At 60.7% G+C, this 15,725-nt stretch carries 13 protein-coding genes; 5 read left to right on the plus strand and 8 right to left on the minus strand.

Features of this window, described 5'->3' with window-relative positions; translation table 11 throughout:
* The first annotated feature begins 59 nt into the window (after nucleotides 1–59).
* Nucleotides 60–581 (plus strand): ribosome biogenesis factor YjgA, encoded by a 522-nt coding sequence (yjgA, locus tag ACSSNI_RS08220; protein ID WP_148925113.1) that lies wholly within the window; start codon nucleotides 60–62, stop codon nucleotides 579–581.
* A gap of 37 nt (nucleotides 582–618) precedes the next feature.
* Here yjgA and tldD read toward each other — a convergent pair whose 3' ends face one another.
* The 8 genes from tldD to mreB form a co-directional block, all read right to left on the minus strand.
* On the minus strand, nucleotides 619–2,061 hold the full coding sequence (tldD, locus tag ACSSNI_RS08225; protein ID WP_448259082.1) for a metalloprotease TldD: 1,443 nt from the start codon (nucleotides 2,059–2,061) through the stop codon (nucleotides 619–621).
* A gap of 2 nt (nucleotides 2,062–2,063) precedes the next feature.
* Nucleotides 2,064–2,909 carry a carbon-nitrogen hydrolase family protein gene (locus ACSSNI_RS08230; protein WP_448259084.1) on the minus strand — a complete coding sequence of 282 codons (846 nt, stop codon included), beginning with the start codon at nucleotides 2,907–2,909 and terminating at the stop codon, nucleotides 2,064–2,066.
* A 45-nt stretch (nucleotides 2,910–2,954) separates the two neighbouring features.
* Nucleotides 2,955–6,755: a YhdP family protein gene (locus ACSSNI_RS08235; protein WP_448259085.1), complete on the minus strand. Its 3,801-nt coding sequence runs from the start codon at nucleotides 6,753–6,755 to the stop codon at nucleotides 2,955–2,957.
* A gap of 49 nt (nucleotides 6,756–6,804) precedes the next feature.
* On the minus strand, nucleotides 6,805–8,262 hold the full coding sequence (gene rng, locus ACSSNI_RS08240) for a ribonuclease G (RefSeq protein ID WP_159967228.1): 1,458 nt from the start codon (nucleotides 8,260–8,262) through the stop codon (nucleotides 6,805–6,807).
* 89 nt (nucleotides 8,263–8,351) lie between these two features.
* The gene (locus ACSSNI_RS08245; protein WP_448259087.1) at nucleotides 8,352–8,942 is read right to left on the minus strand and encodes a Maf family protein; all 591 of its coding nucleotides are present in this window, start codon (nucleotides 8,940–8,942) and stop codon (nucleotides 8,352–8,354) included.
* 79 nt (nucleotides 8,943–9,021) lie between these two features.
* Complete coding sequence (mreD, locus tag ACSSNI_RS08250; protein WP_102836893.1) at nucleotides 9,022–9,510, minus strand: rod shape-determining protein MreD; 489 nt, start codon at nucleotides 9,508–9,510, stop codon at nucleotides 9,022–9,024.
* Nucleotides 9,507–10,505 (minus strand): rod shape-determining protein MreC, encoded by a 999-nt coding sequence (gene mreC, locus ACSSNI_RS08255; protein ID WP_448259161.1) that lies wholly within the window; start codon nucleotides 10,503–10,505, stop codon nucleotides 9,507–9,509. The genes mreD and mreC overlap by 4 nt, the downstream gene beginning before the upstream one ends.
* A gap of 96 nt (nucleotides 10,506–10,601) precedes the next feature.
* Complete coding sequence (gene mreB / locus ACSSNI_RS08260) at nucleotides 10,602–11,639, minus strand: rod shape-determining protein MreB (RefSeq protein WP_045424672.1); 1,038 nt, start codon at nucleotides 11,637–11,639, stop codon at nucleotides 10,602–10,604.
* A gap of 300 nt (nucleotides 11,640–11,939) precedes the next feature.
* On the opposite strand from mreB, the gene gatC reads away from it, so the two are divergent.
* The 4 genes from gatC (at nucleotide 11,940) to ACSSNI_RS08280 (ending at nucleotide 15,700) form a co-directional block, all read left to right on the plus strand.
* Nucleotides 11,940–12,227 carry an Asp-tRNA(Asn)/Glu-tRNA(Gln) amidotransferase subunit GatC gene (gatC, locus tag ACSSNI_RS08265; protein ID WP_148925119.1) on the plus strand — a complete coding sequence of 96 codons (288 nt, stop codon included), beginning with the start codon at nucleotides 11,940–11,942 and terminating at the stop codon, nucleotides 12,225–12,227.
* A gap of 14 nt (nucleotides 12,228–12,241) precedes the next feature.
* On the plus strand, nucleotides 12,242–13,693 hold the full coding sequence (gene gatA / locus ACSSNI_RS08270) for an Asp-tRNA(Asn)/Glu-tRNA(Gln) amidotransferase subunit GatA (RefSeq protein WP_448259090.1): 1,452 nt from the start codon (nucleotides 12,242–12,244) through the stop codon (nucleotides 13,691–13,693).
* Between the two features lie 11 nt (nucleotides 13,694–13,704).
* Complete coding sequence (gene gatB / locus ACSSNI_RS08275) at nucleotides 13,705–15,150, plus strand: Asp-tRNA(Asn)/Glu-tRNA(Gln) amidotransferase subunit GatB (protein WP_448259092.1); 1,446 nt, start codon at nucleotides 13,705–13,707, stop codon at nucleotides 15,148–15,150.
* A 169-nt stretch (nucleotides 15,151–15,319) separates the two neighbouring features.
* A complete protein-coding gene (locus tag ACSSNI_RS08280) occupies nucleotides 15,320–15,700 on the plus strand; it encodes a septal ring lytic transglycosylase RlpA family protein (protein ID WP_102836897.1) in 381 nt (126 codons plus the stop codon).
* Nucleotides 15,701–15,725: the final 25 nt, after the last annotated feature.

A 15,725-nucleotide genomic window follows, 5' to 3' on the forward strand; every position in this document is an offset into this window, starting at 1 on the left:
GCTGAGCCCTGTCGCCAGGCTGCTGTTATCATGGCGGCATTACCTACTGGACCAGCCCCATGTCTGATATTTCCGATCTCGACGGTTTCGAGGAAAAAAGCAAAACCCAGGTCAAGCGCGAACTGCATGCTCTCCAGGATCTGGGTGAACGCCTTACTACCCTCAAACCCGATGTGCTAGACCGTCTGCCGCTTACCGATGCACTGCGCAAAGCACTCGCTGACGCGTCAAAACACACCGCGCATATCGCGCGCAAACGCCATCTGCAATACATCGGCAAGCTGATGCGTGATCAGGATGTCGACGCCATTCTCGCCCTGGTTGATCAACTCGATGCCTCGACCCGCCAGTACAACGAGCGCTTCCACGCTTTGGAACGCTGGCGAGACCGCTTGATCGCGGGCAACGACGAGACCCTCGAAGCCTTCGTCACCGAATATCCCGAGACTGACCGTCAGCACCTGCGTAGCCTCATCCGTCATGCCCAGCACGAAGCGGCGCGAAACAAACCGCCGGCGGCCAGCCGCAAGATTTTCAAATACATCCGCGAGCTGGACGAAACCCAACGAGGCTTGCGCTAACCGATAGCGCAGGTCTACTCGCGTCCAGCACGGCGCTTCAGGCCCCGGTTCCTCCGACTGTGATCCCATCGATTTTCACAGTCGGCTGGCCTACACCGACCGGTACCGACTGGCCGTCTTTTCCGCAGGTACCGACGCCGCTGTCCAGCGCCAGATCGTTACCCACCATTGAAACCCTGTTCATGACCTCCGGTCCGTTGCCGATCAGGGTCGCGCCCTTCACCGGCGCGGTAATCTTGCCGTCCTCGATCAGGTACGCCTCGCTGGTCGAAAACACGAACTTGCCGCTGGTGATGTCCACCTGCCCGCCGCCAAGACTCGCGCAGTAGATGCCCTTCCTGACCGAACGAATGATCTCCTCGGGGTCGCTTTCGCCCGCCAGCATGTAGGTGTTGGTCATCCGCGGCATGGGCAGATGCGCATAGGACTCGCGACGCCCGTTTCCGGTAGGGGCAACCCCCATCAAGCGCGCGTTGAGCTTGTCCTGGATATACCCCTTGAGTATTCCGTTCTCGATCAGCGTGGTGCACTGGGTCGGCGTGCCTTCATCGTCCACGCTCAGCGAGCCACGACGATTGGCCAGCGTGCCGTCATCGACGATAGTGCACAGCTTGGACGCAACCTGCTGGCCCATCCGGCCGCTATAGGCCGAACTGCCCTTGCGATTGAAATCGCCTTCCAACCCATGTCCGACTGCCTCGTGCAGCAAGACCCCGGACCAGCCGGGTGCCAACACCACCGGCAGTGTGCCGGCGGGAGCAGCAATGGCTTCCAGATTCACCAGTGCCTGACGCAGGGCCTCACGGGCATAGCCCATCGCCCGATCCTCACTGAGAAAATACTCATAACCGGTACGCCCGCCACCGCCCTGGCCGCCGCGCTCGCGACGCCCGTTCTGCTCGACGATGACACTGACATTGAAGCGCACCAGGGGTCTTATGTCGGCTGCCATACCGCCGTCCAGACCGGCCACCAGAATATGCTCCCAGACGCCCGCCAAGCTCACCGTGACTTGCTTGATACGCGGATCCAGGGCCCGAGTGGCAACGTCGATCCGCTTGAGCAACTCGACCTTTTCCGCCCGACCAAGTCCGTCCAGCGGATTATCCTGACCGTACAGCGGCGAAAAAGCGGCTTTGGACAGGACCTTGACGCGCCCCTGCTCACCGCTTCTGGCGATTGATCGCGCCGCCTCGGCGGCTTGCCGTAGCGCTTCAGCGGTGATTGCATTGCTGTAGGCGAAACCGGTCTTCTCGCCGGAGAGCGCGCGAACACCCACGCCCTGCTCGAGATGGAAGCCACCCTCCTTCACGATTCCATCTTCCAGCACCCAGGATTCGGTGACCTGATCCTGAAAATACAGATCGGCGGCGTCGATGCCTGGGCCCGCCAATTCGCCAAGCAACTCGGGCAGATCATCAAGACCCAGCCCGCCGGGGGTCAGCAAACGCTCGGTGACAGGTAACAACAGTTCACTCATATCTACTCCAAAGTCCCCGAAACGATACGGGGCGCGGTAAAACGACGATGATCCACCACCGGCATACGTTGACGCGTCGCCACCTGCTCAGCTGTGTCTCGTCCGACAACCAACGTCGCCTCGCCGACAGCTTGCTCGCTTATCACACGCCCCCAATAATCCACGATAGACGAATGGCCATGGGTCAACCGTCCGCCCGGGTGTTCGCCACCCTGCGCTGCCGCCAGCATATAGCATTGCGTCTCGATAGCCCGCGCACGCAACAACATCTCCCAATGCGCCTGGCCAGTCACGGTAGTGAACGCCGATGGCACACTGATCAGCTCGGCCCCGGCCAGACGCAGGGCCGTATACAGCTCGGCAAAACGCAAGTCGTAACAGACACTCATGCCCAGCCGACCGAACGGCGTATCGACCACCACCAGGCGATCGCCGGCCGCGTAATCATCCGACTCCCTATAGCGACCGCGTGAATCGCTGACCTGCGCATCGAATAGATGCAGCTTGTCGTAGCGCGCCACCTGCTGCCCCTGATCATCAACGAGCAGAGAGCACGCCCTGACCTGTGAACGTGGCTGCCCATCGGCGGGCAGCGGCAAGGTGCCAGCCACTATCCATAACCTGAGGTCTATCGCTGCCTGTTTCAACCACGGAAGAATCGGTCCGGCGCCCTCGGCTTCGGCGCGTCCGACCGTCGGCAGATCGGCTCGCCCCATGGCTGCAAAGTTTTCCGGTAGCACAGCGAGCTGCGCACCCGCTTCAGCGGCGCTTTCCAAAAGCCTTCTGGCGTTAGCGAGATTCGCCTGAATGTCGGCCTGACTGGCCATCTGAATAACCGCGAGGGTCATGTTAGGTGCTCACTTGAACGCAGCGCCCGACTGCCGGAACGAGGCTCAGTTGGGCTTTTCAAAGGGCTTGCCGAAGGTGATCTTTGGCGACTTCCAGGGTCCCTCGACGTTGTATTGAACAGTCGCGAAGCGTGCGACCTTATCGCCAAGCAATTTGTCGACCACAAACAGCGCGCCGCCGATGGCTGGCGCGCCGACAATCAGCGCGGCCAACGGCAGGTTGTTGCTGACAGGGAGTGTCACCAACAGCTTGGCATCGATCCGATCTTCGACAAGATTCAACCGACCGTCTAGCTCCAGGTTGCTGGACGGCCCGTCGACCGTTAGCGGCTCAGCCGTCACGTAAACGCCGTCTGTCGCACGCAACTCGGCCTTGATTCGGTCATAGCTCAACCCCTTGCTGAACAGATCGGAAAAATCCAGCCGCAGCCGTCGACCAATCGAGTCGAAATTCAGCAAACCGAAGACCCGCAGCGCCTGCGCGCCACCATCCACCTCCCTGAGCTGACCTTTACGCAACCGGGCGTCGAGCCGGCCGGAGAATCGATTCAAGGCGAAGAAAGCCGGTGAGCCGGACCAGCCCCCGTCCACGTCCAGCCTGAAGTCCTCGCTTGTGGTCGAAGGAGCAAAACCCCAGGCCTGCAACACGTCGGCCAGATTGCCGCCCGCAAGCCGCCCCTTGTAGGTGGTTCTTTCACCGTCCCATCCGCCGCTCCCCTTGAGCTTGATCCCCTTGAGATCCAGGTCGAGGTCCTGAAATGAGACCCCCTCGGCGCTGGGGCGAATTTTCATTGCGCCCGCCCCCAGCAGCTCATTGCCCAAGAACAACCTGTCTACCGAGATATCCACTGCTGGAAGATCCTTTGGATCGACGCCGGCCAGGCGGTCCTGCGGCGGCGCGTCACCTTCTTTTGGCTCGGCTGCAGGAAAGCGCAAGTGCGAGAGGCCCAACACAATCGGGCGGTCTTCGGCATCCGGCAAGCGGACGTTCCCGGCCACGGTCTCGCTCTGCAAGCCAAGCAGCCACCCCGCAGAACGACGCCGCAAGTCGACACGAAGATCATCAACCTCGGTGCCGAATCCGGAGAAAACGCCTATCTGGAGCTGTGCTCGTCGTAACATCGAGCTACCTGGATTTGTCGCCGCGCCAGCATATTGATCGCTCAACGCCTGCCATTCGCTCAGATCAAACCGCGGCACACTGCCACGCACGTAGAATCCCTGGTCGGTGCGCAGGTTCGCTGCGGCGCCACCGAGCACCAGCTCGCCGCCCCCGTCGCGCCAGTTTTCGCCTGGCGCAACAAAGGTGAGTGCTGCGAGGGCGTCATATCGGAGCGTATAACGCTGTCGCTCACCGCCAAAGGTCATTCGCAATGTAGTGTCGCGCCGATCCCCAGCTGATTTACCGAAGGGTTCAGGCAACGCCAGAGAGGTTCCCAATAGCGAAGAATCAACCTGCAGATGATTGTCAGCGCTGCTCAGAAAGAGACTCAACCGAACGGGTAGTTGCCCAGACACGGGGACGGGCTGTTCAATCTTTCGCCATGCCAACAAGGGTGACACACCAACTGTTCCTGCCGCCTCGATTCGCGTGGATGGCGTGCCCGGCGCGCCGGTCGCCATCGCCCTGCCCTTGATCGCACTGCCCAAGGCTTGGCCACTGAACGTCTTCGCGCTGAACCCGCGCTCGCTTTCATAGCGAAAGTCACCCTCTAACGCGTCAACCTGCAGATTCGCCTGCGCAATGAACAGTGAGGCATTGGCGGTGGAAAACTCGACATCAACCTGAGGCTGTCCGCCTTTTGCCAATGGAATCCCCAGCCTGAGCGTACCGTTCAGGGGCCCATCGCCTCGCCAGTCGGCGAACATCCCGTTTGTGCCGATGGGCGCGACCTGCATCAGGGTCAACGCATCCCGAACATGGGCGTCCACCTGTCCATCGATATCCAGCCTAGGCGGCTGACCGTCATGGTTGCGGAGAATCTCAGCCGTGGCGTCGTGAACGCGGCTGTCGAGCATCCGGGCCTCGGCGAGGCGCACGCGCACACCGCTGTTCTCGATGAGCACCTCTCCGCGACCTTCACGCAACACTGGCCAACCGGGCTGAAACGCCAGCTCGGCGTCTCTGACTTTGAAATACAGACTCAAGCTGCGCGCTGTGGCAGCCGCTTCGCCGGCCAGCGCCCCCTGATACTCGAAATAACCCTGTTCAACGGTGCCGCCTCGAATCGCCGTATTGAGCCACTCGGTCAAAGCCGGGCTTAGCGCCGGCGAACGTGTCGGCAAATATTTTTCGGTGAAGCGCGCATCGCCGTCCGAGAGCCCGACACGCAGGTCCATGTAGTCTTCTGCTGCGGGATCGCGCATCAGACGTATCAGGAAATCACCGGCGATATCGCCTTCCTCTCCCTCTACCTGCAAGTAAGGAGCAGCAAGGGTGACCGCCTCATCATCAAGGGCCCAACGAAAGGTCCCACGGGCACGCCGATAGTCCCAGGGACGTGGAAATAGCTTGGCCAGATGCAGCTCGAAATCACGGTTGTCGAAAAGCAGCTCTCCACCGCCCAGATTGCCTCGTACCGCGCCGCTCACATTACGAATCGCCGGCACCCATTCATGCGCAGCGATACTGATCGCATCAAGATTGGCAGTGAAAGCCAGACGCTCGTCGCCACCCAGCGCAGGCCGGTAGTCGACTTGCAGATTGCGCAGCGTTCCGCTGGGCGCAAGGCCTTGCAGATATTCACTGGCCCGCTCCGGCAGCGGCATCATTGCGTGGACAAGCTCAGCCACAGGGGCGACAGCGATGCGGTCAGCCAGCAGATGCCAACTGTCTTCGGCCATGTCTTGCTTGGCTATTAGCGTCGTATCCCGCCAGCGACCTTCCTCGAAGGTAAAAGCCAACCCGTCAAGTTGAAGTCGATAGCCATCGCTCGCGTGATCCAGGTAGGCGTTGACCACCAGATCATTCATCTGCACCGGATCACGGGACAGCCGACCCAGCCGCAAAGCTGGTGCATTCAGCCGAGCCACCGCCCGGGACAAGCGGCGGTCGTGCCACTCGAACCACATCTCGCCACCCGCCTGGAGTTTTGCGAGGTTCCAGCTGCCCGTCAGACTGGCCGGCAGCCAGTTGGCCCAATCACTTTGCGGCAGGCTGAGGTACAGTTCTGCTCTACTCCCCAGCCAGTCGTTCGACTGAGCCCACGCCTCGGCATGCAAGCTCAGGGGCTGACCGTCGGGCAGCAGCAGACGGCCGTCCAGCCACAGACGCTCCCGTTGGGTTCGCAACTGAAGGTTGGCATAGGTCAAGGTCATCGGCGCTTGATTGCGAGCCTCGACGGTAACTTGACTGTCCAGCAGCCGCAGACGCCCGACGCTCTGCAACTGGGTGACCAGCTTCTGCAGATCCGGCGGCGGCTGATCGCCACGCTCGGGCAGCCCATCAACCCGCCATCGACCGTCAGCGGTTTGCACCATGCTGAGGTGAAGGCCGGCAAATTCCACGGTATCCAGCTTCAGCTGTCGCGCCATGAGACTGCCTGAAACGTCGGGGACCAGTGCCAAGCGATCCAGCCGTACCGCCCCGTCGCCTACACCAAGCATCACGTTGTGCGCCACCAGCTCTGGAGATAAACCCTGCCAGCGGCCTTCCAGTTCGCCGAGCGTAACCGGCATATGGAGCAGGTCGCGAGCGGCGTTCTGTACCTCGAGGCGATATTCAGCCGCCAGCGGCACCAGCTGCCGGCCAAGGCTCACATAGAGCGCAAGCAATATCAGGCCCATTGCACCCAGCCAGAGACTGCGGCGCAGTGCGGCGAGTACGAAAGCCAAGAGCCGACTCATACGGAAATGCCCCGCACACCTAGGCCCGAACGGTCAGGCTTGCCTCTCTTCAGAGCAGCACCACGTCGTACTGTTCCTGGGAATACATGGTCTCGACCTGGAATTTGATCGAGCGACCGATGAAGCTCTCAAGGTCGGCAACGTTGCCCGATTCCTCATCGAGCAGCCTGTCGATAACCTTCTGGTTCGCCAGCACCCGATAACCTTCCGGCTGATAGGCGCGGGCCTCACGTAGAATTTCGCGGAAGATCTCGTAGCAGACAGTCTCCGGGGTTTTCAACTTGCCCCGCCCCTGGCAACACATGCACGGCTCGCACAGCACCTGCTCAAGGCTTTCGCGGGTGCGTTTGCGGGTCATCTGCACCAGCCCAAGCTCGGTGATGCCAATGATGTTGGTTTTGGCGTGATCGCGCTCCAGCTGCTTTTCCAGCGTTCGCAGCACCTGGCGTCGATGCTCCTCGTCCTCCATATCGATGAAATCGATGATGATGATTCCGCCGATGTTACGCAGGCGCAGCTGGCGTGCAATTGCTGTCGCGGACTCGAGATTGGTCTTGAAAATGGTTTCTTCGAGGGTGCGATGACCGACGAAGGCGCCGGTGTTGACGTCGATGGTGGTCATCGCTTCGGCCGGGTCGATGATCAGATAACCGCCGGACTTGAGCATGACTTTACGCTCGAGCGCCTTCTGTATTTCGTCCTCCACGCTGTACAGGTCGAAAATCGGCCGCTCACCGGGGTAATGCTCAAGGTGCTCACCAAGCTCGGGCATCAGCTCGCCCACAAACTGGCTGACCTTCTGGAAGTTTTCCCGGGAGTCGATACGGATTTTTTCAATACGTGGATTAACCAGATCCCGCAGGGTGCGCATGGCCAGCGACAGGTCTTCATAGATGACCGAAGGCGCGCCAGCGGTTTTTATTTGCCCGTCGATCTGCTCCCACAGGCGGCGCAGGTAGCGGATGTCCATCAGGATCTCATCGCTGCCGGCGCCTTCCGCTGCGGTACGCAGAATGAAACCGCCGGTTTCCTTGATGCCTTCGGCCGCAACGCACTCAGCCACAACTTGCTTGAGGCGCTCACGCTCAGCTTCGTCCTCGATCCGCAGTGAGATGCCGACATGGCTGGTCTTGGGCATGTACACGAGGTAGCGCGAAGGGATCGACAACTGGGTCGTCAGCCGCGCGCCCTTGGTGCCGATCGGATCCTTGGTAACCTGCACGACCAGCGCCTGCCCGTCATGGACCAGGGCGCTGATAGGTTCGACAGCGTTACCCTCGCGACTGGAAATCTCCGACGCATGGATGAAGGCTGCGCGCTCCAGTCCGATATCGACGAAAGCCGCCTGCATGCCAGGCAGTACCCGCACTATCTTGCCTTTGTAGATGTTGCCAACAATGCCCCGGCGCTGGGTGCGCTCGACATGCACCTCCTGCAGAACACCGTTTTCCACCACCGCGACCCGTGACTCCATGGGGGTGATGTTCATCAGGATTTCTTCGCTCATTATTGTTCTCGGCCGATGGCGGTGGGTATAGCAGCCGAAGCTGACGAGTTGCCTCGATTCTAACGGCATAAGCCGCCAAGCCACAGGCTCTATACCGAGCTTTTACACCAGTACGGAAGTCCGTATGCCTCGAGCAGCTGGGCTGTTTCACATAACGGCAGCCCGACCACGGCCGAATAGCTGCCTTCCAGCGCACTGACGAAAACCGCGCCCCAGCCCTGAATTGCGTAACTGCCGGCCTTGTCCTGGGGTTCGCCGCTGGCCCAGTACGCCTCGGCTTCATCGACACTGATCGGACGGAATCGCACCCGACTGGTAACCAGACGCACCTCGCAACCCGAGTTGTTAGCTATCGCAACGGCGGTCATGACCCGGTGCTCACGTCCGGATAATGCACCCAACATTGCCAGCGCATCGGCCTTGTCGACTGGTTTGCCCAGGATTCGCTGATCCAGTACGACCGTAGTGTCTGCACCCAGTACACAGGCCGAGCCGTCGCTGACGAGTGAAAGGCCGGCCAAGGCCTTCTCCCGCGCCAAGCGCTGAACATAGTCGTCGGGCGTTTCCGCCGCACTGGGCGTTTCGTCGATGGAAACAGCAAGAAGGGAGAATGGAACGCCGATCTGGGTCAGCAATTCACGGCGTCGTGGCGACGCGGAGGCGAGAAACAAAGTGGACATGCCGGCTCCTTGGTGGGCGAGCGCAGCAGATTCACACATCCGGACAACGACCGAAAGCCGTCCAGCGTGGACGGAAGGCTCAGTAAACGTTGAAGCGCCGACGCGCCCATTCCAGCCCGACGAAAACCCAAGGCCAGAAGAGTGCGCTCACCGGCACGGGGACAAGGAACAACAGTGTCGGTGGACGATTTCCGGTCAGGGTGTTGAGCCACAACTGCACCAATTGCCCGATGCCGAGAATCACCAGCAGCACCAAACTCTGCTGCAGCAATGGGAACATGCGTAGGCGCTGCTGCAGGCTCAGCACCAGAAAGATAATCAGCAGCAGCGGCAGGCCGTTCTGCCCAAGTAGGGTCCCGGACAGCACGTCCAGCATCAACCCAAAGAAAAACGCCGCCGCCATGCCGCCACGATGAGGCAGGGCAATTGCCCAGTAGGCGATGAACATACCGAGCCAGAGCGGACGCGCCAGGCCGAAGCTCTGGGGCATGGGGGCTACGCTGAGCAGCAGCGCCAACAACAGCGACAGCCAGATAACCCAACCGTTGTTTGAACGACCGTGGATCATAGTCGTTCCTCCGGTTCCGGCGCTGGCGTCGGCGCATCGGTCGCTGTTGATGCGGCGGGCTCGACGGAGGCCGGCGACCCTGATGCAGGACTTTCAGCGGCTGCTCCCTCCTCTGCCTGGCGGTCGGCGGACTCCTGGGCCTGGGCAGCAGCAGTGGCCCGCTCTTCAGGTGTTCTCGAGTCACTGAACACCAGCAGCAGGTAGCGGCTGCGGTTGAGCATGGCAGTGGGAATGGCACGAACGATCAGGAAGGGTTGACCGGAGCCCCGCACCACCTCAGTAACCTGGGCAACCGGATAGCCACTGGGGAAACGCTGCCCCAAACCGGAACTGACCAGAAGATCGCCTTCCTTGATGTCTGCCGTTTCGGCGACATGGCGCAGTTCCAGATAGTCGGGGCTGCCCGTACCGACCGCGATGGCGCGCAATCCGTTGCGATTGACCTGCACAGGAATGCTGTGTGTCACATCGGTCAACAGCAGTACCCGTGCGGCATAAGGCATGACCTCAACGACCTGCCCCATCAGCCCGCTGGCATCAAGCACTGGCTGGCCAAGAAACACGCCGTCGCGCTCGCCCTTGTCGATCAGGATGCGGTGCGTGAACGGGTTCGGGTCCAGGCCGATAAGCTCACTGACGATTACCTTGTCATCCACCAGCGCAGCAGAATTGAGCAGCTCGCGCAGGCGCACGTTCTGCTCCGTCAGCATCGCGAGCTTTTGCAAACGCCGCTGCATGAGCAATGCTTCGGCCTTCAGCTTTTCGTTTTCGGCCACCAGGCTGGTGCTGCTGCTGATCTGCTCGGTGGCGCGCTGCCAGGTGCGCACCGGCAGATCGGCAAGCCAATAGAAGGGTGTGAGAACCAACCCCATCTGACTGCGCAGTGGCTTCAAGGTATCGAAGCGCGCATCCACCACCATCAGCGCGACACAAAGCACAGCGAGCACCAGCAGGCGCACACCGAGCAGCGGTCCTTTTGCGAATAGTGGTTTGATGGAGGGATCCTCGCAGCTGCAGGCTTCAAACTAAACGCGACAAGCCGAGAGCAGAGCCTGCTGTCGGCTTGTCGCTTGGAGCTTACCGCTTCTAGGTCACTCGGTGGACAGCAGGTCCATGGCGTGACGGTCCATCATTTCCAGTGCGCGGCCGCCGCCACGCGCTACGCAGGTCAGCGGCTCTTCAGCGACGATGACCGGCAAACCGGTTTCCTGCGCCAGCAGCTTGTCCAGATCACGCAGCAGCGCGCCGCCGCCGGTCAGGACCAGACCACGCTCGGCGATATCGGAAGCTAGCTCTGGTGGTGATTGCTCCAGCGCACTCTTGACTGCCTGGACGATGGTGGCCAGGGACTCCTGCAGCGCTTCGAGGACCTCATTGGAATTGAGGGTGAAGCTACGCGGCACGCCTTCGGCCAGGTTGCGGCCACGAACGTCGACTTCACGGATGTCGCTGCTGGGGAAAGCGGTACCGATTTCCTGCTTGATGCGCTCGGCAGTGGACTCGCCGATCAGGCTGCCGTAGTTACGGCGCACGTAGGTCACTATGGATTCGTCGAAACGGTCACCACCGACGCGAACGGATTCGGCGTAGACCACGCCATTCAGAGAAATCAGAGCAATTTCAGTGGTGCCCCCACCGATATCCACAACCATGGAGCCACGTGCTTCGTCTACTGGCAGACCGGCACCGATGGCGGCGGCCATGGGCTCTTCAATCAGGAACACTTCACGCGCGCCCGCGCCCAAAGCGGATTCGCGAATCGCACGACGCTCAACCTGAGTGGATTTGCAGGGAACGCAGATCAATACTCGGGGGCTGGGCTGCAGGAAGCTGTTTTCGTGAACCTTGTTGATGAAGTACTGAAGCATCTTTTCGCAGACGCTGAAATCGGCGATGACGCCATCTTTCATCGGGCGGATGGCGTTGATGTTACCCGGGGTACGACCAAGCATGCGTTTGGCGTCGGTGCCCACGGCGACAACACTTTTCTGGTTGCCATGGGTACGGATGGCAACGACTGAAGGCTCGTTCAGGACGATGCCGCGATCGCGCACATAAATAAGGGTATTGGCAGTGCCCAGGTCGATCGACAAATCGCTGGAAAACATGCCACGCAGTTTCTTGAACATGGGAAAAGGGCCCTGGGGCAAACGCGTGGGGAAAAAAGTGCCGCAAACTCTAACAATGGTGCGAAGTTAGGGCAAGGCGAGAGTCCGCGGTTATCGGGGCACACGTGAGCCACTGCGCGAAATACAGCCATCCCTGAAAAACCCCGCAAGCCGCAGCTGCGCTACCGAGAAGCCCCTCAGGCATGTAAGATTGACGGCTTTTCCGGGCTCGAATGCCCACCGCTGCGACTCGAACCCGCCGCCACTCGCCGCGCTTTGCCGACGAAAGGCACCCGACTCGCTTCCCGCTGGAGAATTCCGATGGCGCTTGAACGCTCCGAGGTGGAAAAGATCGCTCATCTGGCCCGCCTGGGTCTGAATGAAGACGACCTGCCCCGCACCACCGAGACCTTGAACAACATCCTCGGCCTGATCGATCGCATGCAGGCCGTGGACACCACTGGCATCGAGCCTCTGGCCCACCCGCTGGAGACCAGCCAACGCCTGCGCGCCGACACGGTCACCGAAACCAACCAGCGCGATGCCTACCAGGCCATTGCCCCGGCCGTGGAAGATGGCCTGTACCTGGTTCCAAAGGTGATCGAGTAATGAAGGACGCCGACATGCATCAATTGACCCTTGCAGAGATTACTCGCGCACTGGCTGCTAAACAGTTCTCGGCCGAAGAGCTGACCCGCTCGCTGCTGACCCGCATCCAGCAGCTCGACCCACAGCTCAACAGCTTTATCACCGTCACCGAAGAGCAGGCCATCGCCCAGGCCAAGGCCGCCGACGCACGCCGCGCCAAGGGTGAAAATGGTGCGCTGCTAGGTGCGCCTATCGGTCACAAGGACTTGTTCTGCACGCAGGGCATTCGCACCAGTTGCGGCTCGAAGATTCTCGACAATTTCCAAGCACCCTACGACGCCACCGTCGTTGAACGGCTTTCTGCCGCTGGCGCGGTCTCGTTGGGCAAGCTGAACATGGACGAATTCGCCATGGGCTCGGCTAACGAGTCGAGCTACTACGGCGCAGTGAAGAACCCCTGGGACATGAGCCGCGTACCGGGCGGCTCGTCCGGCGGTTCCGCGGCAGCCGTCGCGGCGCGCCTCTTGCCTGCCGCCACCGGCAGCGATACTGGCGGATCGATCCGCCAACCAGCGGCGCTGACCAACCTGACGGGCCTCAAGCCTACCTACGGCCGCGTTTCGCGCTGGGGCATGATTGCCTACGCCTCCAGCCTCGACCAGGGCGGCCCGATTGCCCGAACGGCAGAAGACTGCGCCCTGATGCTGGGCGCCATGGCCGGTTTCGACCCGAAGGATTCGACCAGCGTCGATCAGCCACTGGATGATTACCTCTCGGTATTGACCAAGCCGCTGACCGGTCTGCGCGTCGGCCTGCCGAAGGAGTATTTCGGCGAAGGTCTCGATAGAAAGATTGCCGACGCGGTAATGGCTGCGGTCGAAGAGCTGAAGAAGCTGGGCGCCACGGTGAAGGAAATCAGCCTGCCAAACATGCAGCACGCGATCCCTTCCTATTATGTGATCGCCCCGGCCGAGGCCTCTTCGAACCTGTCACGCTTCGACGGTGTGCGCTTCGGCTACCGCTGCGAGAACCCCGTAGACCTGACCGACCTCTACAAGCGTTCCCGTGCCGAAGGCTTTGGCGACGAAGTCCGCCGCCGCATCATGGTCGGCACCTATGCGCTGTCAGCGGGTTATTACGACGCCTACTACTTGAAGGCACAGAAGATCCGCCGCTTGGTCAAGAATGACTTCGTCAGCGCATTCGACGAAGTCGACGTCATCCTCGGCCCAACCACGCCGAACCTGGCCTGGAAGCTTGGCGAGAAGAACAACGACCCGGTGTCGGCCTACCTCGAAGACATCTACACCATCACCGCCAACCTGGCCGGCATCCCGGGCCTCTCCATGCCAGCCGGTTTCATCGACGGCTTACCGGTAGGTGTGCAGCTGCTGGCCCCGTACTTCCAGGAAGGTCGCCTGCTCAACGTCGCTCATCAGTACCAGCAGGTCACCGAGTGGCACAAACAAGCACCGAGCGGATTCTGAGGACGAAAAACATGCAATGGGAAACCGTCATCGGGCTGGAAATCCACGCTCAGCTCGCCACTCAGTCGAAGATCTTTTCGGGCAGCGCCACCACCTTTGGTGCTGAGCCCAACACCCAGGCCAGCCTGGTCGACCTCGGCATTCCCGGCACCCTGCCGGTGCTAAACGCCGAAGCCGTGCGCATGGCTTGCAAGTTCGGTTTGGCGATTGATGCCGAGATCGCTGACAAGAACGTCTTCGCGCGCAAGAACTACTTCTACCCGGACCTTCCCAAGGGCTACCAGACCAGCCAGATGGATCACCCGATCGTCGGCAAAGGCTATCTGGACATCACCCTGGAAGACGGCAGCACCCGCCGCATTGGCATCACTCGCGCGCACCTGGAAGAGGACGCCGGCAAAAGCCTGCACGAAGACTTCCAGGGCATGAGCGGTATCGACCTCAACCGTGCCGGCACGCCGCTGCTGGAAATCGTTTCCGAGCCGGACATCCGCTCAGCCAAGGAAGCCGTGGCCTACGTCAAGGCGATCCACGCCCTGGTGCGCTACCTCGGCATCTGTGACGGCAACATGGCCGAAGGTTCGCTGCGCTGCGACTGCAACGTATCGGTACGCCCCAAAGGCCAGACCGAGTTCGGCACTCGTGCCGAAATCAAGAACGTCAACTCGTTCCGTTTTATCGAGAAGGCGATCAACCACGAAGTCCAACGTCAGATCGAGCTGATCGAAGACGGCGGCAAAGTGGTGCAGGAAACCCGCCTGTACGACCCGAACAAGGACGAGACGCGCTCCATGCGCAGCAAGGAAGAAGCCAACGACTACCGTTACTTCCCCTGCCCCGACCTGCTGCCAGTGGTAATTGAACAGAGCTTTCTCGACGAAGTGCGCGCCAGCCTGCCGGAATTGCCGGTCGAGAAGCGCGAGCGCTTCGAGCGCGAGTTCGGCCTGTCCGCCTACGACGCTGACGTACTGGCTGCCAGCCGTGAGATGGCCGATTACTTCGAAGCTGTGCAAAGGGTTTGCGGCGACGCCAAGCTGGCTGCTAACTGGGTAATGGGCGAGCTGTCGAGCCTGCTCAACAAGGACAACCTGGCTATTGAGCAGTCGCCGGTTTCCGCCGAGCAACTGGGTGGCATGATTCAGCGCATCAAGGACAACACCATCAGCGGCAAGATCGCCAAGATGGTCTTCGAAGCGATGGCGGCTGGCGAAGGCTCGGCCGACGAGATCATCGAAAAGAAGGGCCTCAAGCAGGTCACCGACACTGGTGCGATCGAGAAGATGCTTGATGAGGTTCTGGCTGCCAATGCAGAGCAGGTCGAACAGTACCGCGCCAGTGACGAAGCCAAGCGCGGCAAGATGTTTGGTTTCTTTGTCGGTCAGGCCATGAAGGCCTCGAAAGGCAAAGCCAACCCCGCTCAGGTCAACCAGTTGCTCAAAAGCAAGCTGGAAGGCTGACCGATACGGGCCCGACAGGGCCCGTTCCTTTACTCCTTCACTCCTTTACTGATGCCAACCTCGCCCGCTGCACCTTCATGAGCGAGTGAACGGCCGCGCCCATTGACGATCCAACACTGACGAGATTGAACCCGTAACCGCAGCCTGATCCGTTCAGGAAGGATTGCTTATGCAAACCCGAATGCTGACCGCCCCGATCCTGCTCGCCCTCGCCGCTGGTTGTTCCGAGTCGCCAGAGGCGGATGCCACCGAAAGCACTGTTGTCCAGAAAGGCAAGGCGTCGTACTACGCTCGCAGTTTTCAAGGCAAGGAAACCGCAAGCGGCGAAACCTTCAACCAGAACGAGCTGGTGGCCGCACACAAGACGCTTCCCTTCGACACGCGCGTTGAAGTCACCAACCTGGAGAACGGCAAGCAAGTCACCGTACGCATCAATGATCGCGGGCCTTTCAAACCGGGCCGGATCATCGATCTCTCACGAGTGGCGGCGAATCGAATCGATCTGCTCGAAGACGGTATCGCGCCAGTAAGGATCGAAACACTGGACTGATTGCCGAACTGCTTTCTAAGGAACA

Source organism: Stutzerimonas tianxiuensis (assembly GCF_053470365.1).

Coding starts and splice junctions, on each gene's coding strand:
- yjgA (WP_148925113.1), top strand. CDS start 60: ATGTCTGATATTTCCGATCTCGACGGTTTCGAGGAAAAAAGCAAAACC.
- tldD (WP_448259082.1), bottom strand. CDS start 2,061: ATGAGTGAACTGTTGTTACCTGTCACCGAGCGTTTGCTGACCCCCGGC.
- ACSSNI_RS08230 (WP_448259084.1), bottom strand. CDS start 2,909: ATGACCCTCGCGGTTATTCAGATGGCCAGTCAGGCCGACATTCAGGCG.
- ACSSNI_RS08235 (WP_448259085.1), bottom strand. CDS start 6,755: ATGAGTCGGCTCTTGGCTTTCGTACTCGCCGCACTGCGCCGCAGTCTC.
- rng (WP_159967228.1), bottom strand. CDS start 8,262: ATGAGCGAAGAAATCCTGATGAACATCACCCCCATGGAGTCACGGGTC.
- ACSSNI_RS08245 (WP_448259087.1), bottom strand. CDS start 8,942: ATGTCCACTTTGTTTCTCGCCTCCGCGTCGCCACGACGCCGTGAATTG.
- mreD (WP_102836893.1), bottom strand. CDS start 9,510: ATGATCCACGGTCGTTCAAACAACGGTTGGGTTATCTGGCTGTCGCTG.
- mreB (WP_045424672.1), bottom strand. CDS start 11,639: ATGTTCAAGAAACTGCGTGGCATGTTTTCCAGCGATTTGTCGATCGAC.
- gatC (WP_148925119.1), top strand. CDS start 11,940: ATGGCGCTTGAACGCTCCGAGGTGGAAAAGATCGCTCATCTGGCCCGC.
- gatA (WP_448259090.1), top strand. CDS start 12,242: ATGCATCAATTGACCCTTGCAGAGATTACTCGCGCACTGGCTGCTAAA.
- gatB (WP_448259092.1), top strand. CDS start 13,705: ATGCAATGGGAAACCGTCATCGGGCTGGAAATCCACGCTCAGCTCGCC.
- ACSSNI_RS08280 (WP_102836897.1), top strand. CDS start 15,320: ATGCAAACCCGAATGCTGACCGCCCCGATCCTGCTCGCCCTCGCCGCT.